The organism is Rhizobium sp. BK316, assembly GCF_014193695.1.
Taxonomy (GTDB): domain Bacteria; phylum Pseudomonadota; class Alphaproteobacteria; order Rhizobiales; family Rhizobiaceae; genus Rhizobium.
Genome location: NZ_JACHZR010000001.1, coordinates 856,506 through 876,261 on the forward strand (window position 1 = coordinate 856,506; position 19,756 = coordinate 876,261).

Sequence of the window (19,756 nt, forward strand, 5' to 3'; positions counted from 1 at the left end):
TGAGCAGCGCTATCTGCCTGCGCCGCATGCTGCATGATAGTCGGCAAGGCTCTTCGTCACCCGCCAGATCAGAACCTCCTCAGGATCCAGCGGTATGTCACAAAACTGCTGGGCGGCCGGCATGTGCTGCCAGAACAACGGAAACGGCACGGATTTTCCGGCAAGCGCGTCGCAAAGGCGTGCGACGGCGGATTGAGCCTCTTTCGACGCCCAATAGTATCGGATGCGATCGGACAGCGAATAATGCCGAAGCCAGCGCTGCTCATTCTCCGTGCCGTGATAGTGCCGGCTCCAGTTTTCCCGATGCGCCAGCATGAGCGCTTCCATCGCGGCGTAAAGCGGACGCTCGCCATAATCAGGCACGAGATCAGAGGCGATCAGATCCAGTCCATAGAGCGCCTCGCGCAGCACGAAGGTCAGCTCCGGCCCGACCTTGAGAATGGGGAATCCGTCTTCGACCAGCGCGGTCAGCGGATCGGTGCCCTGATAATCGGTGGAATGCGCTTCGAACACGAATTGCGGCTCGTCCCCGAGCACCTGTTTCAATGCGTCGATCCTGCTGCGGTCGTAGCGGACGACGTTATGGTTGCCGAACTCGACGCCGGGCTGCACCACCAGGCCGATAGCGCGCGTAAACGCCTCCGCAAGGCCGGCCTCCGTGAAGACATGACGATGGACATCGATGGTTCGCCTGGCGGCGGAAGCCGCGGTCGGCTCGATCGTGGTCAGCGCATGATCCACACCGCCGGGAGGAGGAACCTCGGTGCCGATCACATAAACCGGCATGGCGCCCCCTGCCCGCCTTGCCGAGATCTCCGCGACAGCGGCAAGGCGGGCAGCGCGATGGGCGGTCGTCTCGTCGTCCAACGCGGCGGGTTCGCCCATGCAGCCCATCGACGCGTCCAGATGGATCTTGCGGAATCCGGCATCGACATAGGCCGCCACCATTCTCTCGGCTTCCGCCATGGCCTCTTCGGCCGCACGTTCCCGCCAGGGATTCGGCCCGAGGTGGTCGCCCCCAAGCATGATGAGGTTTTCGGGGCAGCCCTCCTCTTTGGCGATGCGCAGCACGATGGCGGCAAAGTCCGCAGGGGTCATTCCGGTATAGCCGCCCAGATGGTTGACCTGATTGCAGGTGGCTTCGATCAGGACCGTGCTCGCATGGTCACGTCCATGACGCAACGCTGCCCGCAGGACGATTGGATGCGCCGAGCAGACAGAGACGATACCCGCGGGACGCCCCTGGACCCTGAGTGCAGCCAGTTCGTTGAGCGCTATCTGCATCAGGAACGCCTTTCCGTTGAGGCGATGAAGGCGTCGAGTTCCTGGCGCGTACCGGCGCCTTCCATCGGACCGCGAACCGTCACATTGCGCGCACCCGCGGCCGAACCATAGGCAAGAGCTTCGCCTGGAGACATTCCGAGCCGCCGGCAGGTGAGATAAGCGCCGCCGAAGCAATCGCCAGCACCGGTCGGATCGATCTCTTCGACGAGGAATGCAGAAGCATCGATCCGGTCTCCGTCCCTGCCGAAATAGGTCGCGCCCTCCGCTCCGCGCTTCAGCACGATCTCCTTCACGCCGATGTCGAACAGGCGGCGGATCGCCGCGGCTTCGCCCGCGATGCCTGCAGCACGCTCGAGCTCTTCCCCTGACGGCAAAAGAAGATCGGCGGCGGCGACAAGCCTCGAAAATCGGCGCTCGGTATCCTCATCGAGCTGCAATTCCTTGCGGATGTTCGGATCGACCGAGAGCGTGCCGCCTCGCGTCTTCACAATATCGACCGCCTTGTCGATTACTTCCCGAGCGCTCGGAACGGAGAGAGCCGAACCCATCACATGGAGATGTCCGCTGCGGTTGATGAGATCGGCGACACCCTGAGACCAGCCGAAGCGGGCGGCCGCGGATTTCGCGATATTGTAGACGAAGTCACGGGAGCCGTCCTTGCGGTAACGGACGAAGGCGCTTCCAGTCGGATAGTCAGGATCGATGGCAATGGTAGACACATCGACGCCATCGCGCCTGAGGCGGTCGATATTGACGCGACCGAAATCGTCATTGCCGACCGCACCCACCATTGCCGCCGCTCCGCCAAGCCGGCCGCATTGCGAGATGAAGATCGCCGGCGCCCCGCTGGCAAACGGGCCGACAAGCGGCTGAGCTTCCAGGAATCCGTCTCCGGTTGTCGTAGCAACGATCTCCACGAGGATCTCGCCGACGCAAACCGTGGGACCGAGATGATCCGGAGCCAACACTGAAGCCATTGCCATCCTGCTTTCGATAGATGTCGTTAAATCGCTGTTGACCGTTGTATTGCACCGTCTTCGCCACCGAACTCCTCGTTTTCGAGAGAAAGGAAGCGCCGGTGCAGCATGCATGCCGCCCCGAAGGCGGAACCGAACTCCGCATCGCCATCGACGACGATCTCGGGTGTCGGAAAAGGAATATTCTGGCCCTCCGACATGTGGACCGCCACGCGGGCAGCCACCATCGGATAGAGCGAGGCCACGGAACCGCCCAGCACGATCCGGTCCGGGTCGAGCAGACGACAGGCCTGAAGCAGCGCATAGGCAAGATGCCGCGACCAGATCTCCGCTATGTTTACCGCGTCCGGAACGCGATCGCGAACGTCGGTGAGGAACTCCTGCAGGTCTGCGTCGGTGCGGCCGGTCGCTTCCCGGTACTGCCGGATCAGCACTTCGCGGCCGATCAATTGCTCGAATTTCTGTCCCCCGCTTCCCGGCACGAGGGTATGGCCGATTTCGCCTGCAAGGCCATGACCGCCGCGAAACAGCTTTCCGTCGATCATGATCCCGCCGCCGACGCCGGTCTCCATGAGCAGAAAGAGCGTTACACCGGCAACGCCGTGACGATAGCTGTCACCGATGGCGAAGGCGTTGGCATCGTTTTCGACCGCGATCGGCACCTCGGCCGGAAAGGCGCTGCGGCCGATCTCCTTCAAAGGCACCTCCCGCCAGCCGATGATCGGCGCAAGCGTGACAATCCCTTCCGGCCGGATATGCGCCGGCACGGATATGCCGAGCCCCCGACAACGCTCAATCATCTCCTTCGACATCGCGTCCACAATGAGCTCGACGCCGCATGCCACCGCCTCCTCCACGGTCGAGGACTGCGCGTGGAAGGCCAGCCTGCGACAAGCCCGGACATCTGCCGAAAAATCCACGACGACAGCAGATATATGCTCGACGCCAAGTTCGATCCCGGCGAAGAACGCGGCATCCGGAACCAGTTTGAGCATGATCCCCGGACGGCCGGCGCGGGATTGCTCCGGGCGCTGTTTGCTGTTCTCCTCCGACTCCTGAACAAAGCCGCTCTCCGTCAGTTCGGCAACGATCTCGCCTGACGACGAACGGTTCATTCCGAGCTTCCGCGCCAGATCGGCCCGGCTCAGGCGGCGATGGCTGTAGATCGTCTGCAGGGCTGCGACGATGTTGTTCTGCCTGATCCTGCGCGGCGAGCTTCCGATGGAAACGGTGTCGTTCATGTTCATTTCTCTTCAAATCGACTGCTTCAGCCTACACTTGCGAAGCAGATCGGCAGAAGGATTATCAGGGGCGAGCGTTCGTGACGCGGCGGCGTTTTGCTTCTTCATATTTCAATTCGATATAGCGTTTGGCATGGGCCGCCAGCGGGTCGTTGTCGGTCCACGTGTCGCGCCAGATTGCACAGGCGAGCGAAAGGCCTTCATCGACGACGGCGGTCGAAAAGCTTTCGAACACGATGTCGCGCCTGTAGTCGATATCGAGCAACGCATCGAAGATGAGATCGAAATTGATGACGCCGTCGCCAAGATAGCCGCGATTGCTTTCGCCGATGTGGAAGTAGCCGATCTTGTCGCCGGCGAGCCGGATCGCGGCAGCGGGATTTGCTTCCTCGATATTCATGTGAAAGGTGTCGAGATGCAGTCGGACATGGTCCGATCCGGTCTCGGCGATGAACTTCAATCCCTGGGCCGCCGTGTTCAGAAGGTTCGTCTCGAAACGATTGACGATCTCCAGGACGAGATCGACCCTCGCTTCCTTCGCGACATCAGCGGTCGCAGCGATCGTAGCGACGCTGTTGTCCCAGCCCTTCTTCGTCGGTTGGCGGTTGTACTTGGTGTGCGCGGAATAGAGAATACCGCCGAGCTTGTTTCCGCCGATGTCACGGACCGCACGCACCGCATCGGCCAGCGTCTGCTTGCCGGCGGATACAGCAGCGGCATCCTCGCTCGAAATATCCTTGTCGACCGGCAGCCCCATCGTCACGCCGATCTCGACATCGAGCGATTGTGCGAGCTTCGCCAGACGGTCGAGATTGAACTTCTCGGGGCGCAGATAAGCGAATTCGATCGTGCGATATCCATGCTCGGCCGTTTTGTTAAGGGCCATTTCAAGGCCCTCCTGTGTTTGGCCGCCTGTCCATACAAATGAATGGATGCCCAATCGGCGCATGGCTTTTTTCCTCCGCTGAAAGCCTTCAATTGCGCCACAGCTATGCCATTTAGTATGGTAAAGCAACAAATAAATTCACAGATTCTGATTTTGCCCCTGCGAGCAAATTCGTTGCGTTGCAGCATTTTTAGTTTGATAATCCTGCATTGTTATTTTCGCCGGAATTAGTTCTCACCAAAATCAACAACATAGCCGTCATATTTGCAGGTTTAGACAACAAATATTGCGTGGGCAGTATTTTTCGTCTACAAAATGGCTCGGCGAAATGATCTCGCTGCTATCTGGGAGGATTGAAATGAATTACGCTCTGAAGGCCAGCGCGCTTGCGCTGACGCTCAGCCTCGCCACCGCCGCTTCGCCGGCTTGGGCAGACTTCTGGTCTGACGCCGGCGCCAAGTTCAAAGGCGTGACCTTGCACGGCGTGACCGAAAGCACGCCGCCATCGAACTACATCAAGAACGTGCTCGCTCCGGAATTCGAGAAGAAGACCGGCATCAAGGTCGAGATCGAGACGACGTCCTGGGATCAGATGTACGACAAGGCCATCAAGGACATGGAGGCCAAGACCGGCATCTATGACATGGTCTACATCGAACAGGACATCATCTACTCGTATCTGTCCCGGAATTTTCTCGTCAACATCACTCAGACGCTGAAGGATCAGGCGGATCTGAAGGCGCCGACCTACGACGACGCGAACTTCACCAGCTTCGCCGACTATTTCAAGGACAAGAAGGGCGATCTCTTTGGCGTCCCGATGGAAGCCTTCCTGAAGACCTATCTCTATCGCAAGGACCTTTTCGACGATCCGAAGATCAAGGAAGCCTTCAAGAAGGAAACCGGCAAGGACCTCAAGCCGGCGACCACGCATGAGGACTACACGCAGATCGCCGAATTCTTCACCAAATACGGCAAGGATAACGGCATTGAGCTATGGGGCACCACGGCTCAGGCCCATACAGGTCACGCGGCGTCCTGGTACGAATATTTCGAATCCATCGCGCCGACCTTCGGCGTCTATAACTGGGGCATCGACGCCAGCAACAACTATGCCGCAACCGTCGAGCATGGCGGCGCGATGAACAGCGACAAGGCGAAGGCCGCGCTGAAATACTGGCTGCACCTGCGCGATATCGCTCCACCGGAATCGACCCAGTCCACCTGGACGGAGACTGCGACGACCTTCGCTGCCGGCCGTGTCGCCCAAGGATTGATCTACGGCGAGAACGCGGCATGGATTGCGAGTGATCCTGCGCAGTCGAAGGTGGTCGACAAAGTAGGCTTTGCCCTGCCGCCGCTCGAACCGGGCGTTCTGGAAGATGCGAAATCCGGAAAGGGCTATATCGGCTATTACGACGGCGGCGCTTTCGGCCTGCCGATTACGTCCAAGAACAAGGAAGCGGCCCTGCTCTTCCTCGAATTCATGGGTCAGAACGATGTGCAGCCCGATTGGGCGATCGCGGCACCCCGCATCACCAATAAGGCGACCTTCGATGATCCGAAGGTCAAGGCGATGGATGTCAAGCTCGGCGGCTTCTACACGATGCTGAAGGATGAAGGCAAACTCTTCGCCGGCGCACCCCCGTATCCGTTCCACGCCCAGTTGCGTGAAGCAACCCTGCCGATCTTCTTCGACATCCTGACCGGCAAGATCGCGCCCGACGAAGGCCTCGACCAGATGGCCGCCAAGACGGAAGAGGAGCTCACGTCGCTCGGCTATCGCAAATAAATCATCCTCCCCACCTTGGCGGGTCGTCTTCGCTTGGCGACCCGTCTCTTTCTTGGCTCGATAGGCCGCCCCAGGGGGCCAGAGAGGATGAGGCAATGCATTCACAAAAGCTTGGATGGCTGCTGCTGTCACCGACGATCCTGATCCTCGGGCTCTTCGGCATCTTTCCATTCATCTACGTCGTCTGGGTTTCGTTTCACCAGTGGAATCCCTTCGCCGCAAATCCGCTGATGGTCTTCAACTGGGCTTCGAACTACCGCACCCTCGTCTTCGACAAACAATTCCTCGCCTCACTGGGAATCACCATCGCATTCGTCTTCTTCGCTGTCGTTTCCGAACTCGTCCTCGGATACGTGCTCGCGCAGGCGCTGATGAAGGATTTTCCGGGAAAGGCGTTCTTCCGCACCATCCACACCCTTCCTCTGATCATGGCACCCATCATCGTCGGATCGGTGTGGAAGCTGATGACAACACCGTCGATCGGCATCATCCCATATCTCTTACGAAGCTGGTTCGGGTATGATTTGAACATCGGGCAGAGCGCCGCCGCGGCCTTCACCATTACCGTTATCATGGACGTCTGGCACTGGACACCGCTGGTCACCCTGTCCCTGATTGCTGCCTTGGTCTCGCTTCCGCCAGATCCCTTCGAGCAGGCGCAGATCGATGGCGCCGGCAAGAGCCAGATCTTCTGGCACATTACGCTCCCTCTGATCCGTCCCGCCCTGCTGGCCACGGTGTTCATCAGGCTCATGGACGCGCTGCGCACGGTCGACGAAGTCCTGATGCTGACCGGGGGCGGTCCGGGGTCTTCGACGCGCTACATCGGCGTCCACATCTTCAGGGAAGTCTTTCCGAAGACGAACTACGGCTACGGTTCGGCGATTTCGGTCGTCGTGCTTTACCTCACCATCGTCGTCTGCTGGCTGCTCTACGTTGGCTTGATTGCTCCCCGCGCGAAGAGAGGTTGATCCGATGCAGAGACGGAACCCCTGGCTTTCGGTTCTCTTGTGGACGCTGATAAGCTTTGCAACCCTTTTCCCGATCTATTGGCTCTTCGTCATATCGGTAAAGCAGCCCTTCGACCTGTTCTCGACGCCAGACGTCGTCATCAGCAACTTCTTCTGGAAGAACTATCAGGACGTGCTGACGAACGAGACATTGCGGCGATACATGATCAATTCGCTGGTCATCTCGTCTGGAAACGCAATCCTGGTCACGACCCTCGGTTTTCTTGCCTGTTACGCGCTGAGCCGCTTTGATCTCGCCGGCAAGGAAAGCATTTTCTTCTGGACGATCACCAACCGCATGGCGCCCCCGGCCGTCTTCCTGCTGCCGCTTTTCCTGTTGCTGACGCAGGTCTACAGGATCGGCGACTTCTCACTGGCGGATTCCAGGCTCGGCATGATCCTGGTCTACTGTTCCTTCAACCTTCCCTTTGCCATCTGGACGCTGCGTCCGACTGTAGAGGGCATTCCCAAGGAACTGGACGAGGCGGCCTATATGGATGGCGCAAGCCCCTGGATGGTCCTCTACGACATCGTCTTTCCCTTGGCGCGACCGGGGCTTGCAGTGACGCTCATCCTCACCTGGGTCTTCGCGTGGAACGAATATCTGCTTGCCGCGACACTCACCAACTTCAACGCCCGCACACTCACCACCGGCCTGTCGGAATACGTGACGACGACAGGGACGGCCTGGGGCATTATGGCCGCGATCTCGATGCTGACATTGATCCCGGCGCTCATCGTCTTCTCGGTGGTGCAGCGTCACATCGTTGCCGGCCTGACCTTCGGCGCAGTGAAAGGATAGCGAGATGGCTTCGGATTCTCGAAACAACGAAAAACAGCCGGGCTTCCTGCCGATCGAGACGAACTGGTTCGACCGGCTGTTCATCTCCGTCGTGATCTGGGTCGCACTCTCCCTGTTCTGGATGCGGTTCATCGAACCGTTCGGGCTTTCGGTCTGGTTCGCCGTGGCAATCTCCGCCGTGCTCGGCGCCTACATCATCCGGAAGGGGTGAAGCGGTGCATTCTGTCAACAACATCAATACGCAAGCGGTGCTGCATTAGGGAGAAACGAGATTGGCAAACGTACAGGTCAGCGACGTCACCAAGAGATATGGCGCTCTTCAGGTCATGCACGGCGTCAGCGTCGATATCGAGGATGGTGAATTCGTCGTGCTGGTCGGCCCATCCGGCTGCGGCAAGTCCACGCTGCTGCGCATGATCGCCGGTCTTGAAACGGTCAGCAGCGGCGACATCAGGATCGGCGGCCGCGTCGTGACGAACGCTCCGCCGAAGGAACGCGACATCGCCATGGTCTTCCAGAGCTATGCGCTCTACCCTCACAAGACGGTCGCCGAGAACATGGGCTTTCCGCTGAAGATGCAGAAACGCCCCAAGTCGGAGATCGACGAAAAGGTCGGCAGGGCAGCCGAGATCCTCGACCTGACACGCTATCTCGACCGCTACCCGAAACAGCTGTCAGGCGGACAGCGCCAACGCGTCGCCATGGGCCGGGCCATCGTCCGCGACCCGCAGGTTTTCCTGTTCGACGAACCGCTGTCCAACCTCGATGCCAAGCTTCGCGTCACCATGCGCGTCGAAATCAAGGAACTGCATCAGCGGCTGAAAACCACCACCGTCTACGTCACGCATGACCAAATCGAAGCAATGACGATGGCAAACAAGATTGTCGTCATGCGCGACGGAAGGGTGGAACAGGTCGGCAAACCGCTCGACCTGTACGATTTCCCTGCCAATCTCTTCGTGGCCGGCTTCATCGGCAGCCCATCGATGAATTTTCTTCAGGGCAAGATCGCGACAAGGGACGGCAAGCAAATCGTCATCACCGACCAGGGCGTCATCCTGCCCGTGGACCGCGTGAATGCTGAGGACGGCAAAGCAGTGACTTACGGCATTCGCCCGGAACACATCACCATCAGTGACGACGGCATTCCGGTGGAAGTTTCAGTATACGAGCCAACCGGCTCCGAAACACTGATCTTCGGCCGTGTCGGCGGCACCCCGATCGATGCCCTCATCCGTGAACGCATTGAGGTCGCACCCGGCAAGACATTGCACTTTCATATTGATCCGAGACGCGTTCACATCTTTGATCAGGCGACGGGACAGCGATTGTAAAACGAGGATCACATGAATTTTGAAGGTAAAAAAGTCATCGTCACCGGCGCCGGCAAGGGCATCGGCCGTGTCGTCGCAGAGATATTGGTCAAGCGCGAGGCTGAGGTCGCGGCACTGACCAGAAGTGCTGACGATGTCGTTTCCTTACGGGAGGATCTGGGCTGCCGGGCCATTCAGGTCGATCTTGCCGATGCGAAAGCCACGCGGGAGGCTGCGCAAGCTGCACTGCCAGCGGATCTTCTGATCAACTGCGCCGGTACGACCGAGCTGCAATCCTTCCTGGACACCACGACAGAGGCCTTCGATCATCTGATAGCCGTCAACACGCGCGCTCCGATGATCGTCGCACAGGAATTTGCGCGCTCCCTGATCGAAGGGGGTCGCAAGGGCGCCATCGTCAATGTCTCCTCCGTCGCCGCCTTTGTCGGCATTCCTGATCATGCCGCCTATTGCGCGTCGAAGGGCGGTCTTGATGGCCTGACACGCGTCATGGCCAAGGAACTGGCGCCGAAAGGCATCCGCGTCAATGGCGTACATCCGACGGTGACGCTGACGCCGATGGCGATGAAGGCGTGGAGCGATCCGGAAAAGGCCGCCGGCATGCTGAGCCGCATCCCGGTCGGACGGTTCGCGGAGTCCGAGGACGTGGCAGAGGTGATCCTCTTTCTGCTCTCGGACGAAGCCGCGATGGTCAACGGCATCTCCATGCCTGTCGATGGCGGCTACATGATCGCTTGAGACCGTATATGCCTATGGATCAGCCGCCGGAGGCAATCTTCCTGGCGGCGTTGATCTGTTTGCGGGCGCCGGAGCGCAACTGCGCGGTTTCCGCGCCGGCGATGACAAAGGCGAAGCCGAATTTCAGAAGTTCGCCGGCGCGCTCACCGTCACCGGCAAAGGCGCAGGCGAATTTTGAATGCGCGCGGCAACGCGCAACGGCATGCCGCATGGCGCTGTCGATCTCGGCGGCATTCGGTGCGACTTGATCGCCGTTGGAAAGTGCGATGGAAAGGTCCGAGGGACCGATGAAGATGCCATCGATGCCGGGCACGCCAAGAATATCGTCGATTGCTTCGAGCGATGCACGCGTCTCGACCATGGCGATCGCGACCGTCAGGTCATTGGCATTTTTGAGGTAGTCGTCGGCGGAGAGACCGGTATGGTTGAGAGCCAGCGAAGGACCCCAGCTGCGTTCGCCGACGGGCGGGTATTTGGTGGCCTTGACGAAGGCCTTCGCATCCTCGGCCGAGTTGATCATCGGCGCGATGATGCCCGACGCACCGGCATCGAGCAGACGCGAGGCAGAGGCGAAATCGCCGACCGGAATACGGGCGAGCGCCGGCTTGCCGGCAATACGCACATGACTGACGGCGGCCGCGGCCGACGGCAGATCCCACATGCCATGCTGCATGTCGAGTACGACGGCATCAAAGGCTTCCTGGGCCAGATGATTGACCAGCAGCGGATCGGGAATGCCCACCCAGGCGGAAATCATCCCGCTTGCATGGTTCCTGATCCGGGCTGCAAAGCCGTCGATGTCAGTTGCACTCATGGCATTCTCCTCAGTTCGTCAGGCCACCAATGGCCATGTATTTGACCTCGAGGAACTCTTCGATGCCGTATTTCGAGCCTTCCCGGCCGATGCCGGACTGCTTCATGCCGCCGAAAGGAGCGACGGCTGTCGAGATGAGTCCCTCGTTGATACCGACAATGCCGAATTCGAGAGCCTCGGCAACCCGGAAGATGCGGCCGACGTCGCGGGCATAAAAATAGGCGGCAAGACCGAAGGGGGTATCATTCGCCATTTCGATCGCTTCCTCCTCCGTCTTGAAGCTGAAAAGCGGGGCAACAGGGCCGAACGTCTCGTCGGAGAAGATTTCCGCTGCAGGGGAGACATCTGAGAGAATGGTGGGCAGGTAGAAATTGCCGCCGCGCTGATCGCGCCTGCCGCCGGAGACGATTTTTGCACCGTGTTTGACGGCATCCTCGACGTGCGTCTCGACCTTCTTGACCGCCGCCTCGTCGATCAACGGGCCGAGGGTGACGCCCTCCTCCATGCCGTTGCCGAGCTTCAGCCTGGCAACGGCGGCTGCGAGCTTTTCGGCAAAGGCGCCATGCACCTTGTCCTGCACGAGAATGCGATTGGCACAGACGCAGGTTTGTCCCGTATTGCGGAACTTGGAGCCCATGGCACCCTTGACCGCCTCGTCGAGATCGGCGTCGTCAAAGACGATGAAAGGCGCATTGCCGCCGAGTTCCATGCTGGTCTTCTTGATGGTCGGCGCACATTCGGCGAGCAGCTTGGCGCCGACTGCCGTGCTGCCGGTGAAGGTGAGCTTGCGCACCTTCGGGCTGCTGGTGATTGCGGGACCTGTTTCCGATGAGGGGCCGGTAATGACGTTGCAGACGCCGGCCGGAAAACCCGCCTCTTCCGCCATCACCGCCAGCGCCAGCGCCGAATAGGGCGTCTGGCTCGCCGGACGGATGACACCGGTGCAGCCTGCCGCCCAGCCGGGACCGGCCTTGCGGGTGATCATTGCCGACGGGAAGTTCCACGGCGTGATTGCCGCGAAGACGCCAACCGGTTGTTTCTGCACGATCAGCCGACGCCCCGGAACTGGCGAAGGGATCGTGTCGCCATAGATGCGTCTTGCCTCTTCGGCGAACCATTCGATGAAGCTTGCGGAATAGACGACCTCGCCGCGGCTTTCGGAGAGCGGCTTGCCCTGCTCGATCGTCATGATCGCGGCAAGGTCCTCAAGATTCTCGTGCATCAGCTCGGCGAGCTTCCAGAGATGATTGGCGCGCTGCTCGGCGGTCAGCGCCGCCCATGCCTTCTGCGCCTTGTAGGCGGCATCGATCGCACGGTTCGTCTCGACCGCACTCATGGCCGGCACGGTGCCGATCACCTCGCCGGTGGCGGGATTGGTGACATCGTAGCTGCGGCCGCTATCGGCCTGCACCCACTGGCCGCCGATATAATTCGCTTCGCGGAAAAGCTCCGGACGGCGGAGCTTGTAGCCTGAAAGTCTGTTGGTCATGACCGGATACCTTCCATATATGCGGCTGCCGGGAGATCAGACGGCCGGAATATTCTCGTTATCGGGGGCGAAGTTCGATCCCCGCAGCGCTTCGCAAACGGCGCGTGTCACATCCGCCGTCGTCGCCTTGCCGCCAAGATCTGGAGTGAGAATGCCGGCAACGCAGACCTGTTCCACCGCCGAGATCAGTATCTTTGCCGCAGTCGCCTCGCCGAGATGTTCCAGCATCAGCGATGCCGTCCAGAAGCTTGCGACCGGATTGGCGATGCCCTTGCCGATAATATCGAAGGCCGAACCGTGGATCGGCTCGAACATCGAGGGAAAACGGCGCTCGGGATCGACATTGCCGGTCGGCGCGATGCCGAGAGAGCCCGCAAGTGCCGCCGCGAGATCGGACAGGATGTCGGCATGCAGGTTGGTCGCAACGACAGTGTCGATGCTCTTTGGTTTTGCGACCATGCGGAAAGTCATGGCATCGACCAGTTCCTTGTCCCAGGTCACGTCGGGGAAGTCCTTGGCGACCTCGGCGGCGATCTCGTCCCACAACACCAGGCCGTGGCGCTGGGCGTTGGACTTGGTAACGACGGTCAAGAGCTTGCGTGGGCGCTTCTGCGCCTCGCGGAACGCGAAACGCATGATGCGTTCGACGCCACGACGTGTGAAGATCGAAGTCTCGGTCGCCACTTCCTCGGGCAGGCCGATATGGGCGCGGCCGCCATGGCCGGAATATTCCCCCTCCGAATTTTCGCGCACGATCAGCCAGTCGAGATCGCCTTCTTCCACACCCCTCAGCGGGCTTTTCACGCCGGGGAAGATGCGGGTCGGCCGGATATTGGCATATTGGTCGAGACGCTGGCAGATCGGCAGGCGCAGGCCCCAGAGCGTGACGTGATCCGGCACGTCAGGCGCGCCGACGGCGCCGAAATAGATGGCGTCAGCCTGCTTCAGCAGGGACAACGCATCGTCAGGCATGAAGGCACCGGTCTTGCGGTAGCGCTCGCTGCCCCAGTCATAGTGATCGATGTCTAGCACGAAAGTACCGCTTCGGGCGGCCAGCACATCCAGCACTTCAAGGCCGGCGGCGATGACTTCGGGGCCGATACCATCGCCCGGAACGGAAGCGATGCGATAGCGGCGGGGCGAGGCGTTGGTATTGGCGTTCATGGGATCCCCACTCATCGTCAGATAAGGTCGCCATTGATCGGCAACATCTGCTTGGCAATCAAGCGGCTGTCGTCAAAGGCAAGCAACATTGGCCACGCCCTCGACCTTGATCTCCTCGGGAATGCACTGCAGCTTCGCCCAGTTCGGCGATCTTGCTTTCATGGCTCTTGAGTTCTTGCACAGTCCACCAAGATACCCAACAATATTGTTGCGATATTCGCTGCCTGCCTTGGAGGTAGCAGCATGGCACGATGATCGACTATGGAAAAGGGCGATCGCGAGAGGCTTGCCGAGATCGTCGGCCGCCATATCCAGCCGTCGAAGGAGGCCTATCTGCGGCTGGCAAGCACGCAATGGGTCCGTCCCTTCCGCTAGGTTTCAGTCAGTGCAATCCGCCGACCCCGAGGAAACGCTCCACGGCATCGTGATCGGCTGACAATTCCGATGGCGTGCCGCTCCAGGCAAGCCGGCCGCGCTCCAGGATAACGACGCGATCGGCAAAATCGAGGGCGCTCTGGATGCGCTGCTCCACAAGCAGGATGGTCATGTCGCCAGCCTTGGCAAGCTCGGTGAAGGCGGCCATCAATTCCTCGCAGATGACGGGCGCCAATCCTTCCAGCGGTTCGTCAAGCAGCAGCACGGATGGGCGGCCCAGAATGGTGCGGGCCGTCGAGAGCATTTGCTGCTCGCCGCCCGAGAGCTGGTTGCCAAGGTTCTTGCGTCGCTCCTTCAGCCGCGGAAACATTGCATAAGCTTCCTCCAGCGCCGCCCTTGGGCGCCCCTTCAGGCCGACGAACAGATTTTCCTCGACCGTCAGGGTCGGGAAGATACAGCGCGCCTGCGGCACATAGCCGAGACCGCGATGCGCGCGCGTTGCGCTCGGCGCATCGGTGAGATCAGCTTCACCGAGCCGGATGCGCCCCTCATAACGTTTCGTCTGACCGGCGAGCGTTGCGAGCAGCGTCGTCTTGCCCATCCCGTTTCGGCCGAGCACGGCGAGGCGACAGCCCGAGGGCACCGAGAAGGAGACGCCTTCGAGCACTTTTGTCGGACCGTAGCCGGAAGAGAGATTTTCAACCTCAAGCGACATGGCTGGCATTGGCATAGCTCCCCAGATAGGCCTCACGGACACGTGCATCCTTCGTCACTTCGGACGGCGCGCCATCAAAGATGATAGCGCCGGCCGCAAGCACGATGACGCGTTTGGCGAAACGGAAAACGAGGTCCATGTCATGTTCGATCATCAAGACGGCAAGATCGGCCGGAAGATCGGCCAGCGCCTGTTCGATACGACCTGTATCGCTTTGCGGTACGCCGGCTGCAGGTTCGTCGAGCAGCAGTACCTTGGGCTTGAGCGCAAGCGCCAGCGCGATTTCCAGAAGCCGCTGCTGGCCATAGGCGATTTCGGCGACCTTGCGATGCATCAGCGGCCCAAGGCCAAGCTTGTCGAGCAACTCGTCAACCTCGGCCATGACATCAGGCATGGCCAGAAAATTACCGATGAGGCGCCCGGTTCGCCCCTTCCGGCGCAAGACGGCAAGCGCGACATGCTCGGCAGGCGTCATGTCCTGGAACAAGCGAGTGACCTGGAATGAACGCACGAGCCCTCGTCTCACCCGACCAATCGCATCCACTTTCGTCACCATCTCGCCGGCAAGCCGCACCTCGCCGGAATCGGGCGCCAGATTACCGGTAACAAGATTGACGAAGGTCGTCTTGCCGGCCCCGTTCGGGCCAATCAGCGCGATGCGGTCGCCTGGCGACATGGAGAGCGAGACATCGTTGGTGACCGCCAGACCGCCGAAGGCCTTCTTAAGATGGGCGACTTCGAAAACGGCGCTCATGGACGGGCCTCCTTGCGGGGGGCGACGAGGACAGCCGCGGTACCGTAAATGCCTCTGGGTGCAAAGAGTACGACCGCAATCAGCAAGGCACCGATCATCGTCAGCCAGTGGAAAGGATTGGCGGCTGAGACATAATCCTCGAACAGCATGAAGATTACAGTGCCCGACAGTGCGCCAAACAGCGACCCCGTGCCGCCGAGCACCAGCATGACCAGTGCTTCCGCCGATTGGGTAAAGGAGAGGCTGTCGAGACCGACGACCTGGGTGGAGATCGCGTTCAAGGCGCCGCCGACGCCAGCAACGGCACCTGAGAGCACGTACATCCTCGCAAGCGCTGCTTTCGGAGACGCGCCCATGGCGCGGATGCGCAGCGGATCCTCCTTGATGCCGCGGCAGAGCATGCCGAAAGGCGAGCGCACGAGCAGGCGCAACAGCACGAAGACAATCAACAGCAGAACGATGCCGAAGACATAGGCCGTGTGGCCGTAGAGATCGAATTCGAACATGCCGAAAATCGGATCAGGCGAAATGCCCGACAGACCGTCGCTGCCGCCCGTCCAGGAGGACGCCTTGTTGGCGAATTCGTGGAAGAGGTTGATGAGCGCGATCGACAGTACGAGCTGCGGCAAGCCATGGGCGCGCAGAATGACGGCGCCGCAGATAAGGCCGGCAATTGCACCGCCGAGAATACCGGCAAACGTCATGAGCAACGGATCGTTGATGCCGTAATGAGCCGAGAGAATACCGGCTGCATAGGCGCCGGAGCCGAAGAGTGCGGCGTGGCCGAGGGTAGCGATGCCGGCATAGCCCGTGACGAGATCGAGCGACAAGACTAGAAGCGCAATGGCGATAATGCGGGTCAAGAGTGCCAGATTGTCCGGAAAGGCAAAATAGCCGACGATAGCGGCGACAATGATGACGGCAATGCCCGAGAGATCGCGGCTGAGGGCACTGCGGCGGCGCTGCACCAAAATTTCTTTATCATGCATGGCGAGCGTCATTTCGCCCTCCCGGCAAGGCCACGCGGGAAGATGCAGATGATGGCAATAACCGCGAGATAGAAGAAGAATTCGCCGAATTCCGGCATGAGATAACGTCCTGTCGTATCGATCGCGCCAAGCAGCAGGCAGGCGATCAGCGCGCCCGGAATGGAACCCGCACCGCCGACCGAGACGACGACGAGGAAGGTCACCATGTAGCGCAGCGCATAATAGGGCTCGACCGGCAGCAATTCGGCACCGACAACCCCGCCAAGTGCGGCAAGGCCGACCGCAACGCCGAAACTCACGGCATAGATGATCTCGGTGCGTACGCCGAGAGCCGCAGCCATCGGTGCATTATCGACCGAGGCACGCAGCTTCACACCGAAACTCGTCCTGTCGATCACGAACCAGAGGCCGAGGGCGACGGCCAGACCGCAAACGATGGCAAAGAGCCGATGCACGGGAATAGTGCGAAAGCCGAGATCGGCCGACCCCTGCAGCGCCTCGGCAAGCGGAATGGTCTTCAGCGTCGGTCCCATGAGGTAGTTGGCGATGCCGATGACACAGAAAGTAATACCGATCGTCATCAAGACCTGTGTCAGTTCCGGCGCGCCATAGATGCGCCGATAGAGGAAGCGCTCGATTGGAATGGCGATGATGATCGTTGCTGCAACGGCGGCAACGATTGCGACTGTATAACCAAGCCCTAGATCGCGGGCGACATAAGAGGCCACATAACCGCCAATCATCGCGAAGGCACCATGCGCCAGGTTGACGACACGCATCAAACCCATCGTCACCGAAAGGCCGATCGATATGACGAAGAGCACCATGCCATAGGCAAGTGCATCCACAGCTATGCTGAAGACTGTCTGCATGGAACTACCCTGCTCTAAATGCGGCGAACCCTACTGGAAGCCGGCGGAAAGCTCCGCCGGGTCCGTCGCATGTCTCTTTCGAAGTCAGCGGCCTTTACTTTGCGGCAGCAAGACCCGGATCGCCCTGCTTTTCGAAAGTCTGGACTTCCTTGTTGATGTAGGTCCCGTCATCGGCCTTGGCGACTTCGCGTAGATAGATGTTCTGGGTGATATGGCGGCTTTCCGGATCGATGGAAACCGGGCCGCGCGGGCTGACCCACGAGAGACCCTTGACCGCATCGACCGCCTTCTGTGCATCCTGCTTGCCGCCCGTCGCTTCGATCATCTTGTAGATGACATACATGCCGTCATAGGCGCTGACGGCCGGGAAGGAGAGCTCGGCCTTGTTGCCGATTGCCTTGGTTGCGGCATCGACGAAGGCCTTGTTCTCCGGCGAGTCATGCGACACCGCATAGTGGAACGTCGTCTGGATGCCGAGTGCGGCGTCGCCGAGCGCCGGCAGGTCGGATTCCTGCGTCAGATCACCGGGCGCGAAGAACTTGATGCCCGCAGCCTTGAGGCCGTTTTCATTGTAAGCTTTGACGAAGCCGAGCGTCGTCGGACCCGATGGCAGGAAGGCGAAGACACCCTGTGCGCCGGAATCCTTGATGCGCTGCATGATCGGGCTGAAATCGTTGGTGGCAAGCGGCATGCGGATCGCCTCGACCACCTGACCACCAGCCTTTTCGAAGCCGGCCTTGAAGGCGTTTTCGGCATCGACGCCCGGGCCGTAATCGCTAACGACCGAGATCACCTTCTTGACGCCGGAATCGAAGGCGACTTTGGCGATCGGCGTCGAGGTCTGCCAGGTGGTGAAGGACGTGCGCACGACGAGCGGGCTCTTGGTGACGATCGCCGAGGTCGCAGCGTTCATGATCACCATCGGCACATTGCCCTGCTTGAGGATCGGCGTCACGGCCATCGCATCCGGCGTGAAATAGAAGCCGGCGAGATACTGCACCTTTTCCTTGACGATCAACTCCTGCGCCAGCGCCTTGGACTGGGCCGGATCGGCCTGCGGCACGTCGCGATAGACGACCTCGACCGTATCATTGCCGACCTTGTTGCCGTTCAGCGCCATATAGGCGTCGGTACCGGCCTTGAAATTCTTGCCCTGCAGGGCAAATGGACCGGAGAACGGCCCGATCACGCCGACCTTGATCGTATCGGCATAGGCAGTTCCGCCGAAGAGCAGCGCCGCGACCGCGGCCATAACGAGCTTTTTCATGATGTGAGTTCCTCCCTCTATCAAAGGTGCCGCCCTCCATGGCATTGCACCGGTCTTAAATCATTCCGTCAGAACGGCAATCCGACGTAATTCTCCGCAAGCGCCGTCGAGGCGGCGCGCGAATGGGTAAGATAGTCGAGTTCTGCTTCCTGGATCTTCTGGTCGAAATCATCGGTATCGGGAAAGCGATGCATCATCGTCGTCATCCACCAGGAGAAGCGGACCGCCTTCCAGACGCGAGCGAGCGCCTTCTGCGAATAGGCATCGATGCCGGCACTCGAACGATCACCGTAGAACTCGCTCAGACCCTCGAACAGATAATGCACGTCGCTGGCAGCAAGGTTCAGCCCCTTGGCACCAGTCGGCGGCACGATATGGGCGGCATCGCCGACCAGGAACATGCGCCCGAAACGCATGGGCTCGGCCACGAAGGAGCGCAGCGGCGCAATCGACTTTTCGAACGAAGGCGCAGTCTTCAGCGCTTCAGCGTGATGGGCTGGCAAGCGGCGGCGCAGTTCGTCCCAGAAACGGTCGTCACTCCAGTCCGCGACCTTTTCCTCGAGCGAACACTGGATGTAATAACGGCTGCGGGTCGCCGAACGCATTGAACAGAGCGCAAAGCCGCGCGGATGGTTGGCGTAGATGAGCTCATGATTGACGGGGGCGACATCGGCAAGCAGGCCAAGCCAGCCGAAGGGATAGACCTTCTCGAAGGTTCTGATTGCCTTTTCCGGAACCGCCTTGCGGCTTGCGCCGTGGAAGCCGTCACAGCCGGCGATGAAATCGCAGTCGATGCGGTGGGTGACGTCGCCCTTCTCGTAAGTCACGTAGGGTGTGCTGCCATCGAAGTCGTGCGGCGTCACATTCGCGGCGTCGTAGATCGTCACGGCGCCGCTTGCCTCGCGCTCCACCATCAGGTCACGTGTCACTTCGGTCTGGCCGTAGACGGTCACGCGTTTACCGCCGGTCAAGCCGTGGAGATCGATGCGGTGATCCCGCCCGTCGAAAGCCAGCGAAAAACCATCATGCGGCAAGCCTTCGGCGTGCAGGCGCTCGGCGGACTTTGCCTCTTCCAGCAGGCGGACCGTGCCTTCTTCCAGAACGCCGGCGCGAACGCGCCCGAGGATATAATCCTTGCCTACGCGATCGAGGATGACATTGTCGATCCCAGCGCCGGTCAGCAGCTGGCCGAGCAGCAGACCTGATGGCCCCGAGCCGATGATGGCGATTTGGGTGCGCAATTGCTTCCTTCC

General features: G+C 60.3%; 19 protein-coding genes. 6 read left to right on the forward strand and 13 right to left on the reverse strand.

Annotated features, from left to right (window positions below):
* Positions 1–9 precede the first annotated feature (9 nt).
* The 4 genes from FHT87_RS03760 to FHT87_RS03775 form a co-directional block, all read right to left on the reverse strand.
* Complete coding sequence (locus FHT87_RS03760) at positions 10–1,284, reverse strand: D-tagatose-bisphosphate aldolase, class II, non-catalytic subunit (protein WP_183799554.1); 1,275 nt, start codon at positions 1,282–1,284, stop codon at positions 10–12.
* Complete coding sequence (locus FHT87_RS03765; RefSeq protein ID WP_183799556.1) at positions 1,284–2,261, reverse strand: sugar kinase; 978 nt, start codon at positions 2,259–2,261, stop codon at positions 1,284–1,286. The genes FHT87_RS03760 and FHT87_RS03765 overlap by 1 nt, the downstream gene beginning before the upstream one ends.
* A gap of 26 nt (positions 2,262–2,287) precedes the next feature.
* Positions 2,288–3,502, reverse strand: coding sequence for an ROK family protein (locus FHT87_RS03770; protein ID WP_183799558.1), 1,215 nt, complete (start codon positions 3,500–3,502; stop codon positions 2,288–2,290).
* Between the two features lie 64 nt (positions 3,503–3,566).
* Positions 3,567–4,451, reverse strand: a complete 885-nt coding sequence (locus FHT87_RS03775) for a sugar phosphate isomerase/epimerase (RefSeq protein ID WP_183725535.1) — start codon at positions 4,449–4,451, stop codon at positions 3,567–3,569.
* Positions 4,452–4,746: 295 nt separating this feature from the next.
* Here FHT87_RS03775 and FHT87_RS03780 point away from each other — a divergent pair, with 295 nt between their 5' ends.
* From FHT87_RS03780 to FHT87_RS03805, 6 genes are all read left to right on the forward strand, one after another.
* On the forward strand, positions 4,747–6,180 hold the full coding sequence (locus FHT87_RS03780; protein ID WP_183799560.1) for an extracellular solute-binding protein: 1,434 nt from the start codon (positions 4,747–4,749) through the stop codon (positions 6,178–6,180).
* Positions 6,181–6,275: 95 nt separating this feature from the next.
* Positions 6,276–7,151 (forward strand): sugar ABC transporter permease, encoded by an 876-nt coding sequence (locus tag FHT87_RS03785; RefSeq protein ID WP_183799562.1) that lies wholly within the window; start codon positions 6,276–6,278, stop codon positions 7,149–7,151.
* Positions 7,152–7,155: 4 nt separating this feature from the next.
* The gene (locus tag FHT87_RS03790; RefSeq protein ID WP_183799565.1) at positions 7,156–7,992 is read left to right on the forward strand and encodes a carbohydrate ABC transporter permease; all 837 of its coding nucleotides are present in this window, start codon (positions 7,156–7,158) and stop codon (positions 7,990–7,992) included.
* Between the two features lie 4 nt (positions 7,993–7,996).
* Positions 7,997–8,203 carry a DUF2160 family membrane protein gene (locus tag FHT87_RS03795; RefSeq protein WP_183725543.1) on the forward strand — a complete coding sequence of 69 codons (207 nt, stop codon included), beginning with the start codon at positions 7,997–7,999 and terminating at the stop codon, positions 8,201–8,203.
* Positions 8,204–8,264: 61 nt separating this feature from the next.
* On the forward strand, positions 8,265–9,326 hold the full coding sequence (ugpC, locus tag FHT87_RS03800; protein WP_183725545.1) for a sn-glycerol-3-phosphate ABC transporter ATP-binding protein UgpC: 1,062 nt from the start codon (positions 8,265–8,267) through the stop codon (positions 9,324–9,326).
* Between the two features lie 12 nt (positions 9,327–9,338).
* Positions 9,339–10,064, forward strand: coding sequence for an SDR family oxidoreductase (locus FHT87_RS03805; protein ID WP_183799568.1), 726 nt, complete (start codon positions 9,339–9,341; stop codon positions 10,062–10,064).
* Positions 10,065–10,083: 19 nt separating this feature from the next.
* Here FHT87_RS03805 and FHT87_RS03810 read toward each other — a convergent pair whose 3' ends face one another.
* The 9 genes from FHT87_RS03810 to pobA all read right to left on the reverse strand — a co-directional run bounded on the left by FHT87_RS03810 (position 10,084) and on the right by pobA (position 19,744).
* Positions 10,084–10,878, reverse strand: a complete 795-nt coding sequence (locus tag FHT87_RS03810; protein ID WP_183725549.1) for an aldolase/citrate lyase family protein — start codon at positions 10,876–10,878, stop codon at positions 10,084–10,086.
* A gap of 10 nt (positions 10,879–10,888) precedes the next feature.
* Positions 10,889–12,367: an NAD-dependent succinate-semialdehyde dehydrogenase gene (locus FHT87_RS03815; protein ID WP_183799571.1), complete on the reverse strand. Its 1,479-nt coding sequence runs from the start codon at positions 12,365–12,367 to the stop codon at positions 10,889–10,891.
* 36 nt (positions 12,368–12,403) lie between these two features.
* A complete protein-coding gene (locus FHT87_RS03820; RefSeq protein WP_183799574.1) occupies positions 12,404–13,531 on the reverse strand; it encodes a tartrate dehydrogenase in 1,128 nt (375 codons plus the stop codon).
* Between the two features lie 382 nt (positions 13,532–13,913).
* Complete coding sequence (locus tag FHT87_RS03825; RefSeq protein ID WP_183799577.1) at positions 13,914–14,630, reverse strand: ABC transporter ATP-binding protein; 717 nt, start codon at positions 14,628–14,630, stop codon at positions 13,914–13,916.
* Entirely contained in the window at positions 14,611–15,375 is a 765-nt protein-coding gene (locus FHT87_RS03830) for an ABC transporter ATP-binding protein (protein WP_183725556.1), read from the reverse strand. Before FHT87_RS03830 ends, FHT87_RS03825 begins: the two co-directional genes overlap by 20 nt.
* Positions 15,372–16,376: a branched-chain amino acid ABC transporter permease gene (locus FHT87_RS03835; protein WP_183799580.1), complete on the reverse strand. Its 1,005-nt coding sequence runs from the start codon at positions 16,374–16,376 to the stop codon at positions 15,372–15,374. Before FHT87_RS03835 ends, FHT87_RS03830 begins: the two co-directional genes overlap by 4 nt.
* Positions 16,373–17,236: a branched-chain amino acid ABC transporter permease gene (locus tag FHT87_RS03840; protein ID WP_183725560.1), complete on the reverse strand. Its 864-nt coding sequence runs from the start codon at positions 17,234–17,236 to the stop codon at positions 16,373–16,375. Before FHT87_RS03840 ends, FHT87_RS03835 begins: the two co-directional genes overlap by 4 nt.
* 94 nt (positions 17,237–17,330) lie before the next feature.
* Positions 17,331–18,503 (reverse strand): ABC transporter substrate-binding protein, encoded by a 1,173-nt coding sequence (locus FHT87_RS03845; protein WP_183799584.1) that lies wholly within the window; start codon positions 18,501–18,503, stop codon positions 17,331–17,333.
* 68 nt (positions 18,504–18,571) lie between these two features.
* Positions 18,572–19,744 (reverse strand): 4-hydroxybenzoate 3-monooxygenase, encoded by a 1,173-nt coding sequence (gene pobA / locus FHT87_RS03850; protein ID WP_183799587.1) that lies wholly within the window; start codon positions 19,742–19,744, stop codon positions 18,572–18,574.
* Between the last annotated feature and the right edge of the window lie 12 nt (positions 19,745–19,756).